Raw genomic sequence first — 21,156 nt, 5'->3', positions numbered from 1 at the left:
TTATGGCTAAGACCTTATATCAAAAACTGTATGATGCCCATGTGGTCTTTGAAGCGCCAGAAGAGACCCCCCTGTTGTATATCGACCGACACTTGGTGCATGAAGTAACCTCGCCACAAGCATTCGATGGCCTGCGTACTCATGGGCGCCCTGTGCGTCAGCCAGCCAAAACCTTCGCGACGATGGATCACAACGTTTCGACCCAAACCAAAGATATCAATGCATCGGGTGAGATGGCTCGTATCCAAATGCAGGAGCTGATTAAGAACTGCAAAGAGTTTGGTGTTGAGCTGTATGACTTGAACCATCCATTCCAGGGTATCGTCCATGTTATGGGCCCAGAACAGGGGATTACCTTACCGGGTATGACCATTGTTTGTGGTGACTCACACACCGCAACTCATGGCGCTTTTGGAGCACTCGCATTCGGGATTGGTACGTCAGAAGTGGAACACGTGCTGGCGACTCAGACGCTGAAGCAAGGGCGCGCCAAAACCATGAAAATTGAAGTCAATGGCACCACAAACCCAGGTATCACCGCCAAAGACATTGTTCTGGCCATTATTGGTAAAACCGGTAGCGCGGGTGGAACCGGGTACGTGGTGGAATTCTCTGGCGAAGCGATTCGTGCCTTAAGCATGGAAGGCCGTATGACGCTGTGCAACATGGCGATTGAAATGGGGGCAAAAGCGGGATTAGTGGCGCCGGACGAGACCACATTTAATTATGTTAAAGGTCGCCAGTATGCTCCTGAAGGCAGCGACTGGGATGATGCCGTCAGCTACTGGAAAACCTTCCGGACCGATGATGATGCACAGTTCGATAGCATCGTCACCCTGGATGCGTCAGAAATAGCGCCACAAGTCACCTGGGGAACCAATCCTGGTCAGGTCATTTCTGTCACTGACCTGATCCCCTCCCCCCATCATTTTAGTGATCCTGTTGAACGCGCTTCCGCGGAAAAAGCCCTGGCTTATATGGGGCTGACACCGGGCGTCCCTTTGACTGATGTAGCCATTGATAAGGTATTCATTGGTTCCTGCACGAACTCCCGTATTGAAGACTTGCGGGCCGCTGCCGAAATTGCCAAAGGACGTAAAGTCGCCCCAGGCGTACTGGCTATGGTCGTACCAGGGTCAGGCCCGGTTAAGGCCCAGGCTGAAGCAGAAGGTCTGGACAAAATTTTCATTGAAGCAGGTTTTGAATGGCGTTTACCTGGCTGCTCTATGTGCCTGGCGATGAACAATGACCGCCTGAACCCGGGTGAGCGCTGCGCATCGACCAGTAATCGTAATTTTGAAGGCCGCCAGGGTCGTGGTGGACGCACGCATCTGGTTAGCCCGGCAATGGCTGCAGCCGCTGCGGTTTCTGGTCATTTTGCTGATATCCGTACACTGAAATAAGGGGCAACTACCATGGCAGAAAAATTTATCACGCATACCGGCCTGGTCGTTCCGCTGGATGCCGCCAACGTCGATACTGACGCCATTATTCCAAAGCAATTCCTGCAGAAAGTGACCCGAACAGGTTTTGGTGCGCACTTGTTTAATGACTGGCGTTTTCAGGATGATGCAGGCCTGCAACCTAATCCCGACTTTGTGCTGAACTATCCACAATACCAAGGGGCTTCGATTTTACTGGCCCGGGAAAACTTCGGGTGCGGATCATCCCGTGAACATGCCCCATGGGCATTAACCGATTATGGTTTTAAAGTAGTGATTGCACCAAGCTTTGCCGATATCTTTTATGGTAATGCTTTTAATAACCAATTACTGCCAGTGACACTGAGTGATACCGACGTTGATACCCTGTTTAAGCTGGTTGACGAAAATCAGGGCATGAGCTTTGTGGTGGATCTGGAAGCTGGCACCGTTCAGGCAGGTGAGCACGTATTCAGTTTCACCATCGATCCGTTCCGCCGCCACTGCATGCTCAATGGTTTGGACAGTATTGGCCTGACCTTACAACACGAAACTGCCATCTCCAGTTATGAGCAAAAATTACCGGCTTTTATGCAGTAATTTTATGCAACGGGGTGCCTGAACGTTCTGGCACCCCTGCCCCAGGAAACTTAAATATCTTTTACCCGCCCAATCAGATACAACGCGACAATGGACAGCGCCGCGATCCCCCAGTAAACCGATGCATGGCCAAAATTTTGTGCCAGTGCGCCCTGCAGAAGGCCAGCCAGAATAATACCGGTCGAAATGCTATTGGTGAATAAGGTGGTGGCTGAACCGGCTTTCCCCGGCATCAGGTCCTGGAACCACAGCATGCCAAGACCAGCGACAATACCGATGAATATCGCGTTGAAAAGCTGGAGTATCAGTAACGCCACCGGACTATGGAACAGTATCAGCCCCAGATAAAACAACACCCCAGCAGCCGTGGCCATTCGCATCATGGCTCGTTTGCCAAAGCGCTTCACATAATGCCCCGCAGCAATCATGATGGGAATTTCCAGCGCCGCAGCCGTTCCCATTAACCAGCCAGCCCATTCATCTGAAAGCCCGAGATCCTGGCTAACCCACAGCGGCATATCAATGATATACATGGTATTACAAGTCCACATAAGCATTGAGGCAATGAACAGCATACGTACATGACGATTCTTAAAACCGCTGACTTCCGTGATGGCTACATCAACGGGTACGACATGTCGCACCACGGAAGGAAGTGCAAAGGTAATCAGTAATAATGAAATAATAAATATACCAGCAGCACAAAGAAACATGGTGGTAAAACCATAATTCAGCGCCAGCATAAAAGAGAGTGGTGGGCCGATAACCCAGGCCAGTGAAAGCTGGGCCCGCATCACTGAACTGAACATCACCACTTCCCGTGCGGAGTGGTCAGCATATTCTCGCGCCAGGGCAAACAGCTGTGGCATGGCAGTATTCGCCAGTGCAGCGAACATCACCCCGAGGGTGATCAGCGTCAAATAGTGACGGTTAAATGCGAACAAAACACAGTTTGCCACCGCCATTGTGCAGCAAAACATAATCAGTTTCCGTCGGTCGCCGCGCGTATCAGAACGCTTTGCCAGTAATAGACTCACCAGAATTCCGACAATGGCATTAACTGTATAAAACAATCCGACCCACAAAGGTTGAGCCTCAACCTCTCGTGTCAGAAAGAGGCTCAATGTGGGGGCCTGTAAAGCCCCGGCGATGCCCATCATAAAGGCCACGACCATGAATGAGACATACACCGGATTCAAGCGACGAATGAAAGTTGAAAGCCAGAACATAAGGGTCCTTTGCAACCGAAGAGAAAAATAAGATCGACATTGTGTAAATTACCAACGAAAAAAGCCAGCAGTAAGCTACTGCTGGCAGATGCAATGCATCAATACTCAGTCACACTTGAGTCGGTAAGTCGTGGCTCTCTTCGGATTGGCAATTCGTTTCCCACTGCATTATGTTTTCGAGCATCTCAAGCTTTTGCTCCACTGTCAGACGAGCAAGTCCTTCAGAACACACCGATTGGGTTGCTGCAAAATACTCTCGATAAAACGCTGCACAGGAAAACCGTTTCATAGTCACTCCTTACTTCATCGAGAGTGATTATTGACGTAATATGAGGAAATTAAAATTGATGAATTTTCCTCAGGAGTTCCTCTTTTATGCCATCCTCCCGTCTACAGCAGCATTTCATTCGTTTGTGGCAAGCCTGCGAAGGGATCACACAGGAGACCACCCTGGAGGCGCTGGCACACAAACTCAGTTGTTCCCGACGTCATATGCGAACACTGTTGCATGCTATGCAGACGGAAGGCTGGTTGCACTGGCAGACAGAAGTAGGACGTGGCAAACGTTCACGGCTGACGTTTATCTGTACCGGTCTGGCGCTCCAGCAGCAACGAGCGGAAGATTTACTGGAACAGGACAGCATTGAACAGCTCGTACAAATTGTCGGAGACAAGGATCAGGTACGGCAAATGCTCGTCTCACACCTGGGGCGTAGTTTTCGCCAGGGACGCCATATTTTACGCGTGCTTTACTACCGCCCACTGCTGAATCTGTTGCCCGGAACAGCAATGCGTCGCTCCGAAACCCACATTGTGCGGCAAATTTTTAGCGGTCTGACGAGCATAAATGAGGAAAATGAGGAACTCACTGCGGATATCGCTCACCACTGGCAACAACTTTCAGACTTACACTGGCGATTTTATATCCGTCCCGGGATCCATTTTCACCATGGTCGTGAGCTGGAAATGTCAGATATTATCAGCTCATTACAACGTATTACCCCCCTTCCTCTGTTTAGTCATATCACGGGGATTGACTCTCCCACGCCCTGGACACTGGATATTCACCTGAGTACAGAGGATCAATGGCTCCCTTGGCTGCTGGGCAGTGTTAACGCCATGATCCTGCCCCAGGAATGGTCGACAATAGAAAATTTTTCCCGGCAACCGATTGGCAGCGGCCCGTATGCAGTGGTGCTCAACAATCAGAATCAGTTAAAAATCCATGCCTTTGAAGATTATTTTGGTTTCCGGGCTCTCATTGATGAAGTTAATTTCTGGGTACTGCCAGAGGTTGGTGAAGAGATGACGGGCTCACTGCATTTACAAGGGATGCCAGATAGCGAAAAAGCCGTTGAAAGTCGCCTGGAAGAAGGCTGTTACTATTTGCTGTTTGATAAGCGTTCCGCTCAGGGGGCCGACCCGGCAGTGCGTCAGTGGGTCAGTCACGTTCTTTCACCTGTCAGCCTCCTCTACCAGGCACCCGAATCCTGCCAGCATTACTGGTTTCCTGCTTATGGCATGCTGCCCCGCTGGCATCATACCCCCCTCCGGCCTGTGGTACCGAAACCTGAAGGGCTAAAAAGTCTGACCCTCACCTGGTATCACTCCCATTCGGAACACCGGGTGATGAGCCGGTTGATAGGGGCCTTACTGGCCGAGCATGGGGTTACCCTGGTCGAACAGACACTCAGTTACGAGGACTGGTATCAGGGGGATAAAGAGAGTGATCTCTGGCTCAACAGTGTCAACTACACCCATCCTCTGAATTACTCCTTGTTTGCCCAGCTCTATGAAGTCCCGCTGCTACAAAAATGCCTGTCAGTAGACTGGGCACAAGACGCTCAACACTGGCGCAATAATACCCTGCCATTAGCTGAGTGGTATCAGCAACAAGTTGAGCGTTGTGATATTTTCCCACTGATTCATCACTGGTTGCGTATTGAAGGCCAACGCAGCATGCGTGGCGTAAGAATGAACACACTGGGCTGGTTTGACTTTAAGTCCGCATGGTTTGCACCACCCGCGCCTTAATACTTCCGTAATACAACAGAAATCAGTAGAATAATTCCAGCTCAACGGGGTGCCAGGACAAGTTGTTCGCGCTGAGAAAATACCCGTCGAACCTGATCCGGATAACGCCGGCGAAGGGATTTGAGACTGTTCAGTCGATTCCTTTGCCTCATTTTAATTGAGGTGCAATGTGTTCAAAAAGTTACTCCCGCTTCTGGCCCTGATTGCCATCCCTGCTTTCGCTAAACCAACACTGACTGTTTATACCTATGACTCCTTTGCTGCCGACTGGGGCCCCGGGCCAGCAATAAAAAAAGCCTTTGAAGCCCAGTGTGACTGTGACCTCAACTTCGTGGCACTGGAAGATGCCGTATCCCTGCTTAACCGGCTGCGTATGGAAGGGAAAAAGAGTAAAGCGGATGTGATCCTCGGCCTTGATAACAACCTGATTGATGCCGCGTCACAAACCCATCTTTTTGCGCCTTCCCATGTGGACACCCATGATTTGAAAATACCGGGTGGCTGGGATAACAGCACCTTTGTGCCTTATGACTACGGCTATTTCGCATTTGTTTATGATAAAAACAAACTTAAACACCCCCCTAAGAGTTTAAAAGAGCTAGTAGAAGGGGACGAAAAGTGGAAAGTCATCTATCAAGATCCCCGCACCAGTACTCCAGGGCTGGGCCTATTATTGTGGATGCAAAAAGTGTATGGGAATAACGCCCCTGAAGCCTGGCAAAAGCTCGCAAAAAAAACCGTCACCGTCACTAAAGGCTGGAGTGAAGCCTATGGCTTGTTCCTGAAAGGTGAGGCTGATCTGGTGATGAGCTATACCACCTCCCCCGCTTACCATATTATTGACGAGAAAAAAGATAACTACGCAGCCGCAAACTTCAGTGATGGTCATTACCTGCAAGTGGAAGTCGCCGGACAACTGGCGAGCAGCAAACAGCCTGAACTGGCCCAGCAGTTCCTTAATTTCATTACCTCTCCAGGCTTCCAGAGCGCTATTCCTACAGGTAACTGGATGTACCCAGTGACGGATATCCCCCTGCCTGCAGGCTTTGAGCAGCTAATAAAACCTGAAACGACGCTGGAATTTAGCCCACAACAAGTTGCCACCCAACGTGCTGACTGGATTAGTCAATGGCAACGCGCCGTCAGTCATTGATCCCTGGCTGGATCTATCCTGGTGTGCTAGCCGCCACGTTAGTGGTGGCCGTAGCCCTGGCCGCTTTTTTGGCCTTGTGGTTTAGTGCCCCCCACACCGATGTACTGGCGCTAGTACAAAACAGCTACCTGTGGCACGTGCTGCGTTTTTCCTTCTGGCAGGCCTTCCTCTCTGCACTGCTGTCGGTCGTCCCGGCAATTTTCCTGGCACGCTCACTCTACCGCCGGCGTTTTCCCGGGCGCGTCACCTTGTTACGCCTGTGCGCCATGACGCTGGTATTGCCAGTTCTGGTAGCCGTATTTGGTATTTTGACCGTCTATGGACGCGAGGGGTGGCTGGCCACCCTCTGGGGAATACTGGGCATTGAATGGGTTTTTTCCCCTTATGGTTTACAGGGTATTTTGCTGGCTCATGTCTTCTTCAATTTACCCATGGCAACTCGCTTACTGCTCCAGGTACTGGAAAATATTCCCGCAGAGCAGCGTCAGCTGGCAGCTCAGTTAGGCATCACTGGCTGGAACTTCTTTCGCTTTATTGAATGGCCCTGGCTACGCCGCCAGATATTACCGGTTGGCGCATTAATTTTTATGCTCTGCTTCGCCAGTTTTGCCACAGTTCTGTCGCTGGGAGGCGGGCCACAAGCCACCACTATCGAACTGGCTATTTACCAGGCTCTGAGTTACGACTACCAGCCTGGGCAGGCCGCTTTGCTGGCACTGGTACAAATGGTCTGTTGCCTGGGCTTAGTATTACTCAGCCAACGATTCAGTAAGGCTATTTCCGTGGGGGCCAGCCAGGGTTACGGCTGGCGTGACCCACAGGATAGCTTCGTGGCGAAGCTTACTGACAGCATATTGATTATTCTGGCACTATTACTCCTGCTACCGCCGCTACTGGCCGTTATCATTGATGGTATCAACAGCTCGTTGAGTTCACTACTTTATCAACCGGTACTCTGGCAAGCTTTATCCACTTCACTACGCATAGCCCTTGCTGCAGGCGGGTTGAGCCTTACCCTGACTCTGATGTTACTCTGGAGTTCTCGGGAATTACGTTTACGCCACCATTTCTTTGCCGGGCAAGCACTGGAGATCAGCGGCATGTTAATCCTCGCAATGCCGGGGATCGTACTCGCCACGGGCTTCTTTTTACTGTTAAACAATACCATCGGTCTGCCGCAGTCTGCAGATGCTGTAGTCATTTTCACCAATGCGCTAATGGCCATTCCTTATGCGATTAAAGTACTGGATAACCCAATGCGGGATATAGCCGACCGTTACGGGAGACTCTGCCAGTCGCTGAATATTCAGGGTTTTAATCGTCTGAGATTGATAGAACTGCGAGCGTTAAAAGTACCGATAGCCCAAGCCATGGCCTTTGCTTGTGTATTGTCGGTTGGTGACTTTGGCGCCGTGGCCCTGTTTGGCAATGAAGACTTTCGTACTCTGCCTTTTTTGCTCTATCAGCAAATCGGTTCCTATCGTAGCCAGGACGGTGCATCTACCGCGCTAGTTTTACTGTTACTGTGCTTTGTACTCTTTACTTTGATTGAAAAAATTCCTGGTCGCTATGATAACGCTCACTGATGTCACCTGGTTGTATCAGCACCTGCCGATGCGCTTTTCTGCCACTGTCGGGAAAGGAGAACGTATTGCGATTCTCGGCCCCAGTGGCGCAGGAAAAAGTACCCTGCTGAATCTGGTGGCGGGTTTTCTGCCCCCGGTTCAGGGCAGTATCACCCTGAATGGAGCTGATCACACATTGACTCCGCCTTCTGCACGACCGGTTTCGATGCTGTTCCAGGAAAATAACTTGTTCAGCCATCTGACGGTAAAACAGAACATTGCTCTGGGCATGCATCCAGGGATGAAGCTTGACCAGGAGCAACAAGCCAGGCTTGTGATGATTGCCGGGAAGATGGCCATTCAGGATCTGCTGGACCGCCTGCCAGCACAGCTCTCGGGAGGGCAGCGTCAACGTGTTGCCCTGGCGCGTTGTTTAGTCCGCCAGCAGCCAATTTTATTACTTGATGAGCCCTTCTCTGCCCTCGATCCTGCCTTACGTCAAGAGATGCTATTACTGCTGGATCAGTTATGTCAGGAACAACAACTGACATTGTTGATGGTCTCCCACAGTATTGAAGATGCTGCCCGTATCGCTGAACGCAGTCTCGTGGTAGCGGATGGTCGGATTATCTGGGATGGCGCCACTGAAGCCCTGTTACGCGGTGAAGTCGAAGCATCCTGCTTGCTGGGTATTACTCATAACCAGGGCACTTTCAAACTCATCCGTGGGTTGTAGCCTCATTTACGTGCCACAACAGGTAAGTAAGGTATCGTTTTCTATACGTCAGATTAAGAACTGTCTAACTACACTTAGCACGTTAAAAGGATTAACTCACTGAAAATAATAAGTATTAATATATCGAACAGGAAGTAACCATGCTCAGTATCCTCGCATATTCAAATAATGCCACTCTGCCCGCCCGTCGGCCTCCTTTACCCCCCAAACCCAAGCAATGGATCAACGGTTATCAAGTTTCAGGTACCCATATACAAAACATTCAGCCTGTAAAACGCGACAAATCAAGATGCAGCATCACAGCCAGTGAGCGCACTAACTTATGGCAACGATTTAAAAATATTAATCTGACGGATTATCACTGCCAAAATAACATCATACTCTCAGCCAAAACTACCGCATCTGAGCAGGATGTTCAGGGAACCTATCGCAGCATTCTGCGTAAACCAATAACGCCAGCCCACCGACAGGCTGCCATAAAAAAGAGTGTCTCTTTTTCAGATAATATGCCTGAAAAAAAGAGTATAAAACCAGACACACAGCCGGGAATAGCAACTCAGGGTAACGCCAGCCGAGCTCGACCTGCTGATCCTGTTATCTATGATATTCCCAGAACCAGACCTATTCCTGCTCATTATGATATTCCCAGAGCCATTCCGATCCCTGCTCACTATGATCTACCCAGGGCCATTCCGATCCCTGCTCACTATGATCTACCCAGGGTCATTCCGATCCCTGCTCACTATGCTTTGCCCAGAGTGATCCCAGCCCACCATAAACTGCCATTAACCGGCCATCTTAAATAACCGCTCTGATAAGCCGTACGGTATACAGTGAAGGAAAAAAGTAATGGAATAAACGTCTGGAGACACGGCTGGCATCAGCGAAAAGCGTTTAGGTCGTGACCAAAAAATTGCCCCATTTTGGGTCACGACAACCCTGGTAAGGGTGATGGTTCTGGCAGTCACCTGATCACACCATAAAATGACTCAGGCATTTCTCACCAGTGGTGCCGGAACCGGTATTTTTCGTTTCTTTTCGTTCATACATTGCCTGTTTTCATCCCTGGGCTGAACCTATCAACAAATAGAAAAATCCATAATTTGAATCACAGCATTGCTTAATACATAAAAAACACGGTTAAAAAGTCTTTCTAATATGCTTCATACTTTTTTACCTTTTCTAATTTACGAAGAAATACCCGCCAAAAAAACCTGGATATTCTCTTTTTTCTTTCTTCTTTTTTGAATAAAACATGTCTGTAATCCATACGTTTTTCACTCACTAAGGATCTTTCCATTTCAATTGATGAAGAAACTTTATCCTTATCATTTGTGCTAATGAAATGTGGTACTTTCCCATAAATGTTAACACCCGCACAGATACGAAATATTTTAAACATATCAGCTTCAAATCTAACAGGTAAAAGGAAATCCAGCATTTTTTTAGCCGCACCAATAGTTATGATATAACCCGTAGTCATTGACGCGGTATTTACAGGAAAAAACTCAAAACTTCCTATATCAATTTTTTTATTTTCAATATATTCAAAGCCACCTGTTAATAAAAAAATACCTTCATTTTTATTTTCTTTTTCGAAGGAAAGTAAAAGTTCTTTTAGCCCATCATCCAGAACGGCATCATCCTCTATAATCAACGCATACTTTAAATCATCATCAATTATTTTTTTGTACAGATTTATATGACTTAAGGCGCACCCTATCTCACCATTAGTCATAAAATTTTTTCCATAATCAAAGACATTTTCATTCAAAAACGCTTCAGACAATCCCCCACCATCGACAGCACTATAAATTTCAAAATCCAAGTCTTGCCTGGCACATTCCTTTTCAATCCACAATCTTTTATTTACATCCCGCGCTAAATTAATAACAAATACTTTCATGCCACCCTCTTCATTACTTATTATTTATACTGACTCACCAAGCAGGCAGATTTTTCAACACTATTAAACACGCTCAATTATACCATCATAAAAAAAATAGTTATTATTTTTATAAAAATAAATTTCATCATGATATGCGTTTCATCACGGACCAACCTAGATATAATGAATGATAATATCACAAGGTACTGTTATCGCTACCACCGTAAAAAAACACGTGAAAACACCTGTGAGAAATAACCTGATGGAGATCAGGCCTTAGTATTTTTATCTGGATTTTCACTATAGTATATCCTGCTGAAAAACCAGATAAATGCAGCTGTCTTTTTTACTTCCGGCATTGCCGTCGATTTTCAACAAAGATAATCATCTATACGTCAGCGCCACATATTTATTTCATTCCCTCTCATGATACTCATGCTGCTACGGCATTCTATCCCTTTCATTTCTAACTTTGAAATTAAGATTGACACATAGTATCGTTACTATGCTTCAAGCCACTTTAATGAAACAGACTGAAATGTCTCAAATTTCATAGTTTTTATATATTCATTATATTTTACTCGACACTTAAAAACACATCTCATTACTTTAAGTATCGAGCTCCCAAAATAATCACAAAGAAACCGTGCTGGAGGATAGTCAAACTAAGGCCAGTCCTGTCGCTGAACAGTAGGTAAAAATAACCATGTCGAAATCATAAACCACCGCTCTACCGTTCCCCTGTCCTGGGTTCAATACTGAATTCTCAACAGCAAGATTTAGGTTATAATCACGCCAGTTATTCTGAATGAGAGTTAAATGTGTCCAATATGCGTCAGGGTTTTTTGCTCACGCGGCACTGGCGGGACACCCCACAAGGTACCGAAGTGTTTTTCTGGCTGGCGACCAACGAAGGCCCCGTTAAAGTCACGCTTCCCCCGCAGGAGTCGGTGGCTTTTATTCCCGAATCTTATCATGCTCAAACCATGCGCCTTCTGGCGGACGAGCGTGGTTTCCGCCTCAGCCCTCTGGCATTGCGTAACTTTCAGCAGCAGCCCGTCATGGGGTTCTATTGTCGTCAGCATCGTCAGCTGATGCGGCTGGAAAAGAAGCTGAAGGAACACAGTATTCCCGTTTATGAGGCCGACATCCGCCCACCTGAACGCTACCTTATGGAGCGCTTTATTACCGCCCCCGTGTGGTTCACTGGTATTCAGCACGGCACGGAGTATAAAGAGGCCAGATTCAAACCCGCCACAGGCTATCGCCCCCCCTTGAAATGGGTATCCCTGGATATTGAAACCAACCGCCATGGTGAATTGTACTGTATTGGTTTAGAAGGTTGTGGCCAGCGTCAGGTCTATATGTTAGGAAATGAAAACGACAATACGCCTGTTCACCTGCTCGACGTTAATCTGGAATATGTGGCCAGCCGCCCCCTGCTGTTACAGAAACTCAATCAGTGGTTTGCCAAACATGACCCGGACATCGTGATTGGCTGGAACGTTATCCAGTTCGACTTCCGTGTTCTGCAAGAGATGGCTGAACGTTATCGAGTACCACTAAAACTAGGTCGTGAGCAGAGTGAAATCGAATGGCGGGAACACGGTTTTAAGAAAGGCGTTTTTTTTGCTCAACTCGCCGGGCGGGTCATCATCGACGGTATTGAGGCCCTGAAATCCGCATTTTGGAAATTTTCCTCTTTTTCTTTGGAAACTGTTGCCCGGGAGTTACTTGGTGAAGGAAAAGAGATTGATACCCCCTGGGACAGGATGGATGAGATAGATCGGTTGTTTGCCGAAGATAAACCTGCCCTGGCTCGTTACAATATTAAAGACTGTGAGCTCGTCACACGCATATTCCATAAAACCGAGCTGATGCCGTTTTTACTGGAACGCTCCAGTGTCAATGGCCTGCCGCTCGATAAGCATGGCGGTTCCGTGGCTGCTTTTTATCACCTCTATTTTCCCCGTATGCATCGTGCAGGCTTTGTTGCCCCTAATCTGGGGGAGATCCCAGCCCAGGCAAGCCCTGGCGGATATGTTATGGACTCCCGTCCCGGACTCTATGATTCGGTACTGGTTCTGGACTATAAGAGCCTTTATCCCTCTATCATCCGTACCTTTCTCATTGACCCAGTAGGGCTGGTGGAAGGTATGGCCGTCCCGGATGATCAACATTCTGTTGCTGGCTTCCTTGATGCCAGGTTTTCGCGTACCAGGCACTGTTTACCTGAGATTGTCGCCGCGATCTGGGAAGGGCGAGATGAGGCGAAGCGCCAGGGTAATAACCCTCTCTCCCAGGCATTAAAAATAATTATGAATGCCTTTTATGGGGTATTAGGGACGGATGCTTGCCGTTTCTTTGATCCACGGCTGGCCTCATCGATTACCTTGCGGGGGCATGAAATCATGCGTCAGACTAAGGTACTAATCGAGTCCCAAGGCTATGATGTGATTTACGGGGATACAGACTCTCTTTTTGTCTGGCTGAAACAAACCCATGATGAGAGCTCCGCCAAAGAAATTGGTGAGCAGTTAGTCACCCGGGTGAACCAGTGGTGGCAGCAGCATCTGCGAGAGACTCAGCAGCTGAGTTGTGCACTGGAACTGGAGTATGAAACACATTATTGCCGCTTTTTGATGCCAACGATTCGCGGCACGGATGAGGGCAGCAAAAAGCGCTATGCCGGCTTGGTCCAGGGAGCAGGCCAGCAGCATATGGTGTTTAAAGGACTGGAGACAGTCCGAACTGACTGGACACCACTGGCACAAACCTTTCAACAAACACTCTACCTGCGGATTTTCCGCCAGGAGCCCTATCAGAACTATGTACGTGAAACCATCGCCAGTTTAATGGCCGGAGAACTTGACGCGCAATTAGTCTACCGTAAAAGACTACGCCGCCCCTTACATGAGTATCTAAAAAATGTCCCCCCCCACGTGCGGGCAGCCCGCCTGGCGGATGAACAGAATCAGCGACACGGTCGCCCGTTACAGTATCAGAACAAAGGCACCATACAGTACGTCATCACCGTGCATGGTCCTCAGCCGATAGATTATCAAACCGCACCGCTGGACTATGACCATTACCTGACGCGACAATTACAACCCGTAATGGAAGGAATTTTGCCCTTTATTGACGATGATTTTGCTACACTAATGTCAGGACAATTAGGGTTGTTTTAAAAATAACGGTAACCGATAACGAATGGTGGGCAGTAGGTGACGAAAGCCCTGTCATCCATTACCATATCGCCCTTTCTTCGAATCCATAATTTCAATTTTGAATGCCCGCCTGATGTCAGGCGGTCGTTATGTTTTTGCCAGAATTTATACGTCACTGAAAAAGAGCCGAAAACTTATGCCTTTTACACTTGGTCAGCGTTGGATCAGCGATACTGAAAGCGAACTGGGACTGGGAACTGTTGTTGCGCTGGATGCGCGTATGGTCACTCTCTTATTCCCGGCAACGAGTGAAAATCGTCTGTATGCCAGAAATGACTCACCGATCACCCGCGTGATGTTTAATCCGGGTGATGTTGTTACCAGCCATGAAGGCTGGCAGCTCAAAGTGAATGAAGTTAAAGAAGAGAATGGATTACTCACCTATATTGGTACACGCCTCGATACCGCAGAAGAGCGGGTTCCCCTGCGTGAAGTGTTCCTCGACAGCAAACTGGTCTTCAGTAAGCCACAAGACCGCCTGTTCGCCGGGCAAGTGGACCGCATGGATCGCTTCGCGCTGCGTTTTCGCGCGCGTAAATACCAAAGTGAACAATCACGTCAGATTTGGAGTGGCCTGCGTGGCATGCGTACCAGCCTGATCCCACACCAGCTGAATATTGCCCGGGATGTGGGCCGTCGCCATGCTCCGCGTGTACTGCTGGCAGATGAAGTGGGTCTGGGTAAAACCATTGAAGCCGGGATGATAATCCACCAGCAATTGCTGGCAGGTAGCGTTGAGCGAGTACTGATTATCGTTCCTGAGACGCTCCAGCACCAATGGCTGGTTGAAATGCTGCGTCGTTTTAATCTCCGTTTTGCCCTGTTTGATGACGAACGTTATGTCCAGGCCCAGCATGACAGTGACAATCCCTTCGAGACTGAACAGTTGATCATCTGCTCATTAGACTTTGTGCGTCGTAACAAACAGCGTCTTGAGCATATGTGTGAAGCAGAGTGGGACTTAATGGTCGTCGATGAGGCACACCACTTAGTATGGAGTGAAGAGGCTCCCAGCCGTGAATATATGGCCATTGAACAATTGGCAGAACATATACCAGGCGTACTGTTGCTGACCGCAACACCTGAGCAGCTAGGTATGGAAAGCCACTTTGCCCGTCTGCGTTTACTCGATCCCGATCGTTTTCATGACTTCGAACAGTTCGTTGCAGAACAACAGCATTATCGCCCTGTGGCTGATGCGGTCGCATTATTGCTTGAAGGTAATAGCCTGAGTAATGAACAACTGAATGTCATCAGTGAGTTACTGGGCGAACAGGATATTGAGCCACTATTGCAGGTAGCCAACAGCGATCAGGATGGCAGTGAAGCTGCACGTAAAGAGCTGATTTCCATGCTAATGGATCGCCATGGCACCAGTCGCGTGCTGTTCCGCAATACACGTAGTGGTGTTAAAGGGTTCCCTAAACGCGAACTGAACACCATCCGCCTGCCGCTGCCCACCCAATACCAAACGGCGATAAAAGTTTCAGGTATTATGTCTGCCCGAAAATCGGTGGAAGAGCGTGCCCGGGATATGCTTTACCCTGAGCAGATCTATCAGGAGTTTGAAGGCGACACGGGAACCTGGTGGAATTTCGATCCCCGGGTAGAGTGGCTGATGGGTTACCTGACCAGCCACCGTTCACAAAAAGTTCTGGTGATTTGTGCCAAAGCGACCACTGCACTCCAGCTGGAACAGGTTCTTCGGGAACGTGAAGGTATCCGGGCCGCCGTATTTCACGAGGGTATGTCGATCATCGAGCGCGACCGTGCTGCCGCCTGGTTTGCTGAAGAAGATACCGGTGCCCAGGTGTTGTTATGTTCAGAAATAGGTTCCGAGGGGCGTAACTTCCAGTTTGCCAATCAACTGGTGATGTTCGACCTGCCATTCAACCCTGACTTGCTGGAACAACGTATTGGCCGTCTGGATCGCATTGGCCAGGAACGTGATATTCAGATTCATGTCCCTTTCCTTGAGAAAACAGCCCAGTCGGTACTGGTCGAGTGGTATCACGCGGGTCTGGATGCTTTTGAACATACTTGCCCCACAGGCCGTACTATTTACGACACGGTTTACCCTCAGTTGATTGAGTATCTTGCCGCCCCGGAAAATATCGAGGGCTTTGATTCTCTCATCACTCAGTGCCGCGAGCAGCATGATGTACTGAAAATACAGCTTGAGCAGGGGCGTGACCGCCTGTTGGAGATCCACTCCAATGGTGGTGAACAAGCCCAGGCCCTGGCGGAAGCTATTTCAGAACAGGATAATGATACCCAGCTGGTTAATTTTGCCATGAACTTGTTCGATATCGTGGGTATTAACCAGGATGATCGGGGTGACAACATGGTCGTCCTGACACCATCGGATCATATGCTGGTACCGGACTTCCCAGGACTGCCAGAAGATGGCTGTACCATCACTTTTGAACGTGATATTGCCCTGTCACGGGAAGATGCACAGTTTATCACCTGGGAACATCCGATTATCCGTAATGGTCTTGATTTGATTCTCTCCGGTGATACTGGCAGCTGTGCTTTATCGTTGCTGAAGAACAAAGCCCTGCCTGTAGGAACACTGTTGCTTGAACTGATCTATGTCGTCGAAGCCAAAGCCCCCAAACAGCTACAGTTAAATCGCTTCTTGCCTGCAACTCCGATACGTATGCTGGTCGACAAAAATGGTACTAACCTCGCCGCTCAAGTGGAGTTTGAAAGCTTCAACCGACAACTGAGCGCCGTTAACCGCCATACCAGTAGCAAACTGGTCAATGCCGTGCAGTCTGACGTGCATGCTATTTTGCAACAAGCGGAAAGCAAAGTAGCCGAAGCGGCTCAAGTTATTATTGATGCTGCCCGGAGCGAGGCCAGTGATACGCTCACCGCTGAACTGTCAAGGCTCGAAGCCCTGCGTGCAGTGAACCCCAATATTCGTGACGATGAATTAAGTGCTATTGAAACTAACCGTCAGCAAGTGATGGCAGCCCTTAGTGAAGCCAGCTGGCGTCTCGATGCCCTGCGTCTGATTGTGGTCACTCATCAGTAGTGATTTTGTCGTCTTTGCGCGAGTTCCCTGTTGCAGCAAGGCGGCATATTATCCTTCCCGAACGAGCAGTTACCTCGTTCGGGAAGTACAGACAGGCATTGCCTGCTGTGGTGTAAGAGGAAGGATTTAAGTTAATGTTAATGGAGCCATACTGTCCGCCAACCGGCCCTTGGTTAAATATCCTCTACCAGGATGAATATATTATGGTAGTGAATAAACCCAGTGGGTTGTTATCCGTTCCCGGCCGTCTGGAAGAGCATAAAGACAGCATCATGACACGCATTCAACGGGACTACCCGTCCGCAGAATCCGTGCATCGTCTGGATATGGCAACCAGTGGTGTGCTGGTGGTTGCACTCACCAAAGGTGCTGAACGTGAATTAAAGCGGCAGTTTCGTGAACGTGAGCCTAAAAAACAGTACGTTGCACGTATTTGGGGGCATCCTCAACAGGAAGAGGGGTTAATCGATTTGCCACTCATTTGTGACTGGCCTAATCGCCCGAAACAGAAAGTGTGTTATGAAACAGGTAAACCCGCCCAGACTGAATATCAGGTACTGGAATACCTTACTGATAATACCGCTCGCATTCTGTTGAAGCCAATAACCGGACGCTCACATCAGTTACGCGTTCATTTACAAGCCCTGGGGCATCCCATTTTAGGGGATCGCTTCTATGCCACGCCTGAAGCTCTGGCACTGGCGCCGCGTTTGCAATTACACGCCGCCAGCCTGACTATCACACATCCTAAGTATGGCAGCAGTATGACCTTTAAAGCTCCAGCAGACTTTTAACCCACAGGCGTTAACATTGAGAGGGAAAATACCTGTTTTCCCTCTTTTTGTTACTTAAATCCCTTTGTGGTTTTTATCAAGTCATAGGCTGCCTGAATCTCCTGCGCCTTCTGCTGTGCCATCTTCATCATTTCTGGCGGTAAACCTTTCGCTACCAGTTTATCCGGATGATGTTCACTCATCAGCTTGCGATAGGCACGTTTAATCGTGGTCGGCTCATCCGTACTTTTAACCCCCAGGACATTACAAGCATCATCCAGTGTCGGCCCACGCTGTTGACTAAAGCCCCCCTGAGACTGTTGATACTGCCCGCCACCAAATTGCTGCCCCCCTTGCATCATGCGCAAAAATTGCTCAAATTGTACGCGAGATATCCCCAGCTCTTCGGCAATAACAAACAACACTTCTCGCTCATTAGGGTGCAATGAACCATCCGCGAAAGCGGCCTGAATTTGAATTTCCAGAAACATCCGAATTAAATCAAATCGCCCAAAGCAGACCTGACGCAATTCACGCATTTTTTCACGTAATGGATAGCCGTGCTCTTTACCGATACGGAAAGCGCGCTGGGCCGCAATGCACCCTTCACCATGAAGCTGCATTCTTTCCATTATTGCCGAAGCCAGATGAATATCCGCTTCAGTGACCCGTCCTTTAGCTTTTGTGAGGTGCCCCATCACTTCAAATGTCGTGTTAAAAAAAAGTGCCTGACGCTGCTGTTGGTTAACAAACCCTGAGCGCTGCCGGTCTCTGGCTTTATCCACCATATGACCAATCAAAAGGCCTAAAACAATGGCCCAAAAGCCACCGCCTGAGAATATTCCCAGGATAACACCGAGTACTTTACCCCAATACCGCATATACTCCCCAAATCGTCATGCTGTGATTCTGAATTTGCTTTATCATACCTGTCATTGATGGCAGTTGCCTAACGACATACTGCCCAACATGCAGGATTAACACTAGCGCTGTGATGATGAGTGCGCTAGTCTCTGACCGTTTGCCTTAGCTATACCCTGATGACGGAACAACGAATTAACCGTATGAAAAAACGTATTCCTACTTTGCTGGCCACCTTGATTGGTTCAGCCCTTTATAGCCAGCAAGGTATGGCTGCTGATCTTGCTTCACAGTGCATGCTGGGGGTTCCTGCCTACAATCGCACACTGGTCGAAGGAGATGCCAATAACCTTCCGGTAACTATTCAGGCAGATAACGTTACCGGCGATTACCCTACCAGTGCCGTCTTTAGCGGTAATGTTGATATTCAACAGGGGAACAGCCGTCTGCAATCAAATGAAATGCAGTTGCACCAGAAAGAGGTTCCTGGAAACCCCGAACCGGTGCGTACTGTCGATGCCTTAGGTAATGTGCATTACGATGATAATCAGATAATCCTCAAAGGCCCCAAAGCCTGGTCAAATTTGAATACTAAAGATACCAATGTCTGGAATGGGGATTACCAGCTTGTGGGCCGTCAGGGCCGTGGTAATGCAGACGTCATGAAACAGCGGGGAGATAACCGCTATACCATTCTGGAAAATGGCTCTTTTACCTCTTGCTTGCCGGGTTCAAATACCTGGAGCGTGGTCGGCAGTGAAGTGATTCAGGACAGGGAAGAACAGGTTGCTGAAATATGGAATGCCCGCTTTAAACTTGGCCCGGTACCCGTATTTTATAGCCCTTATCTTCAGTTACCTATTGGTGACAAGCGTCGTTCAGGCTTTTTGATCCCGAATGCGAAGTACACCACGACGAACTATTTTGAATTCGCGCTTCCCTACTACTGGAACATTGCCCCGAACTTTGATGCCACCATCACCCCTCATTACATGCATAAGCAGGGGGGCGTTCAGTGGCAAAATGAGTTCCGTTATTTGAGCCATGCCGGGCAAGGGCTGATTGAATTCGACTATTTACCTTCTGATAGCCAGTATGCTAACGACAACAGTACTAACGCCGAGAAGAGAGAGAAACGCTGGTTATTCTACTGGAATCACAGTGGCGTATTAGACCAAGTCTGGCGTTTTAATGTTGACTATACCAAAGTCAGCGACTCACGCTATTTTAATGATTTCTCTTCACAGTATGGTTCCAGCACGGATGGCTACGCCACACAAAAATTCAGTGCGGGTTATGCCAGCCAGAACTTTACTGCCACCTTGTCTGCCAAACAGTTCCAGGTATTTGCTAACCAGCTAGGTAACACCACGAGCTCTTATCGTGCAGAACCTCAGCTGGATATCAATTATTACCAAAATGATGTTGGTCCGTTCGACACCCATATTTATGGCCAGGCGGTAAAATTCACTAACGTGAATGAAAATATGCCAGATGCAACCCGTTTGCACCTGGAACCAACAATAAACCTGCCATTATCCAACGGCTGGGCCAGTCTGAATACAGAAGCCAAGCTGATGATGACCCATTATCAACAGGATAATTTAGGCCGTTACCGGGACTATACCCGCCAGCTCTATCAGTCTAACCCGTCAAGCCAGAGCTACCAGGAGCTGAATGAAAGCGCCAATGGCCTGTCCTCGTCGGTGAACAGAACACTGCCACAGTTTAAAGTTGACGGTAAGCTTGTCTTTGACCGGGATATGGAGACGGCAACAGGCTGGACTCAGACTCTGGAACCACGCGCACAATATCTTTATGTGCCTTACCGTAACCAAAGTAGCATCAATAACTACGACTCGGCATTCTTACAATCTGACTACAATGGACTGTTCCATGATCGTACTTACGGCGGTCTGGATCGCATTGCTTCAGCCAATCAAGTCACAACAGGTGTCACATCCCGTATTTATGATGATGCATCGATTGAACGTTTTAACGTTTCTGTTGGTCAAATCTACTACTTTAATCAATCCCGGACAGGTAATGATAATATCAACTGGGAAAGAGACAAGGAACGAGGCTCGATGGTATGGGCTGGTGATACCTACTGGCGCATGACAGATCGCTGGGGCCTTCGTGGTGGCTTAGAGTATGATGCCCGGTTAGCAAACTTCGCAACCGGTAATGCAGCCATTGAGTATCGTCGTGATGAAGACAGACTGGCACAGCTGACTTATCGTTATGCAAGCCCTGAATATATTCAGGCGACGCTGCCATCCTTCTCTAATGCGAAGCAGTATAAAGAAGGTATTGCACAGGTTGGTACTGTTGCCAGCTGGCCATTTGCCGATCGCTGGTCTGTTGTGGGAGCGTATTATTATGATACTAATACCCGTCAGACTGCTGATACCATGCTAGGCGTACAGTATAGTTCTTGCTGTTATGCTATTCGTATAGGTGTGGAACGTAAAATCAATGGTTGGGAAAATAATCAAAGTCAGTACGATAATGTATTCGGCTTTAACATTGAGTTACGTGGCTTGAGCTCTAACTACGGTCTGGGCACTCAGCAGATGCTGCGTTCTAACATTCTACCGTATCAAAGCTCGCTGTAATTCACTTT

15 protein-coding genes and 1 riboswitch are annotated in these 21,156 nt (G+C 48.4%); of the genes, 11 read left to right on the top strand and 4 right to left on the bottom strand.

The genetic code is table 11. The features are described from left to right. Positions 1 to 2: 2 nt before the first annotated feature. Together leuC and leuD are read left to right on the top strand one after the other, a co-directional pair. Positions 3 to 1,403, top strand: a complete 1,401-nt coding sequence (gene leuC, locus JK154_RS08705; RefSeq protein WP_211992127.1) for a 3-isopropylmalate dehydratase large subunit — start codon at positions 3 to 5, stop codon at positions 1,401 to 1,403. Between the two features lie 12 nt (positions 1,404 to 1,415). Continuing rightward, on the top strand, positions 1,416 to 2,021 hold the full coding sequence (gene leuD / locus JK154_RS08700; protein WP_211992126.1) for a 3-isopropylmalate dehydratase small subunit: 606 nt from the start codon (positions 1,416 to 1,418) through the stop codon (positions 2,019 to 2,021). A 50-nt stretch (positions 2,022 to 2,071) separates the two neighbouring features. Here leuD and JK154_RS08695 read toward each other — a convergent pair whose 3' ends face one another. Both JK154_RS08695 and sgrT read right to left on the bottom strand, forming a co-directional pair. Further along, positions 2,072 to 3,250 carry an MFS transporter gene (locus JK154_RS08695; RefSeq protein WP_211992125.1) on the bottom strand — a complete coding sequence of 393 codons (1,179 nt, stop codon included), beginning with the start codon at positions 3,248 to 3,250 and terminating at the stop codon, positions 2,072 to 2,074. Between the two features lie 109 nt (positions 3,251 to 3,359). Continuing rightward, positions 3,360 to 3,539: a glucose uptake inhibitor SgrT gene (sgrT, locus tag JK154_RS08690; RefSeq protein WP_211992124.1), complete on the bottom strand. Its 180-nt coding sequence runs from the start codon at positions 3,537 to 3,539 to the stop codon at positions 3,360 to 3,362. 86 nt (positions 3,540 to 3,625) lie between these two features. Between sgrT and sgrR the strand changes: the two genes are divergently transcribed. The 5 genes from sgrR (at position 3,626) to JK154_RS08665 (ending at position 9,544) form a co-directional block, all read left to right on the top strand. Beyond that, on the top strand, positions 3,626 to 5,284 hold the full coding sequence (sgrR, locus tag JK154_RS08685; protein ID WP_211992123.1) for an HTH-type transcriptional regulator SgrR: 1,659 nt from the start codon (positions 3,626 to 3,628) through the stop codon (positions 5,282 to 5,284). 35 nt (positions 5,285 to 5,319) lie between these two features. Then, positions 5,320 to 5,421, top strand: a riboswitch (TPP riboswitch). 32 nt (positions 5,422 to 5,453) lie between these two features. After that, on the top strand, positions 5,454 to 6,437 hold the full coding sequence (gene thiB, locus JK154_RS08680) for a thiamine ABC transporter substrate binding subunit (RefSeq protein ID WP_211992122.1): 984 nt from the start codon (positions 5,454 to 5,456) through the stop codon (positions 6,435 to 6,437). Then, a complete protein-coding gene (gene thiP, locus JK154_RS08675; protein ID WP_211992121.1) occupies positions 6,413 to 8,023 on the top strand; it encodes a thiamine/thiamine pyrophosphate ABC transporter permease ThiP in 1,611 nt (536 codons plus the stop codon). Before thiB ends, thiP begins: the two co-directional genes overlap by 25 nt. Further along, positions 8,007 to 8,738: a thiamine ABC transporter ATP-binding protein ThiQ gene (gene thiQ, locus JK154_RS08670; RefSeq protein ID WP_211992120.1), complete on the top strand. Its 732-nt coding sequence runs from the start codon at positions 8,007 to 8,009 to the stop codon at positions 8,736 to 8,738. Before thiP ends, thiQ begins: the two co-directional genes overlap by 17 nt. Before the next feature lie 140 nt (positions 8,739 to 8,878). After that, positions 8,879 to 9,544 (top strand): hypothetical protein, encoded by a 666-nt coding sequence (locus JK154_RS08665; RefSeq protein ID WP_211992119.1) that lies wholly within the window; start codon positions 8,879 to 8,881, stop codon positions 9,542 to 9,544. 347 nt (positions 9,545 to 9,891) lie between these two features. Here the strand turns inward: JK154_RS08665 and JK154_RS08660 are convergent, their stop codons facing one another. Then, positions 9,892 to 10,644 carry a glycosyltransferase family 25 protein gene (locus JK154_RS08660; RefSeq protein ID WP_211992118.1) on the bottom strand — a complete coding sequence of 251 codons (753 nt, stop codon included), beginning with the start codon at positions 10,642 to 10,644 and terminating at the stop codon, positions 9,892 to 9,894. An 812-nt stretch (positions 10,645 to 11,456) separates the two neighbouring features. Between JK154_RS08660 and polB the strand changes: the two genes are divergently transcribed. The 3 genes from polB to rluA all read left to right on the top strand — a co-directional run bounded on the left by polB (position 11,457) and on the right by rluA (position 17,690). Further along, positions 11,457 to 13,814: a DNA polymerase II gene (gene polB / locus JK154_RS08655; RefSeq protein ID WP_211992117.1), complete on the top strand. Its 2,358-nt coding sequence runs from the start codon at positions 11,457 to 11,459 to the stop codon at positions 13,812 to 13,814. Between the two features lie 175 nt (positions 13,815 to 13,989). Then, entirely contained in the window at positions 13,990 to 16,896 is a 2,907-nt protein-coding gene (gene rapA, locus JK154_RS08650; protein ID WP_211992116.1) for an RNA polymerase-associated protein RapA, read from the top strand. Positions 16,897 to 17,030: 134 nt separating this feature from the next. Continuing rightward, positions 17,031 to 17,690, top strand: a complete 660-nt coding sequence (gene rluA / locus JK154_RS08645; RefSeq protein ID WP_211992115.1) for a bifunctional tRNA pseudouridine(32) synthase/23S rRNA pseudouridine(746) synthase RluA — start codon at positions 17,031 to 17,033, stop codon at positions 17,688 to 17,690. Positions 17,691 to 17,740: 50 nt separating this feature from the next. Here the strand turns inward: rluA and djlA are convergent, their stop codons facing one another. Beyond that, positions 17,741 to 18,550, bottom strand: coding sequence for a co-chaperone DjlA (gene djlA / locus JK154_RS08640; protein ID WP_211992114.1), 810 nt, complete (start codon positions 18,548 to 18,550; stop codon positions 17,741 to 17,743). A 183-nt stretch (positions 18,551 to 18,733) separates the two neighbouring features. On the opposite strand from djlA, the gene lptD reads away from it, so the two are divergent. Beyond that, on the top strand, positions 18,734 to 21,148 hold the full coding sequence (lptD, locus tag JK154_RS08635; RefSeq protein ID WP_211992113.1) for an LPS assembly protein LptD: 2,415 nt from the start codon (positions 18,734 to 18,736) through the stop codon (positions 21,146 to 21,148). Positions 21,149 to 21,156: the final 8 nt, after the last annotated feature.

It is taken from the genome of Citrobacter sp. JGM124 (genome assembly GCF_018257795.1).
Taxonomy (GTDB): domain Bacteria; phylum Pseudomonadota; class Gammaproteobacteria; order Enterobacterales; family Enterobacteriaceae; genus JGM124.
This window is presented reverse-complemented; position numbering and strand designations above follow the sequence as displayed.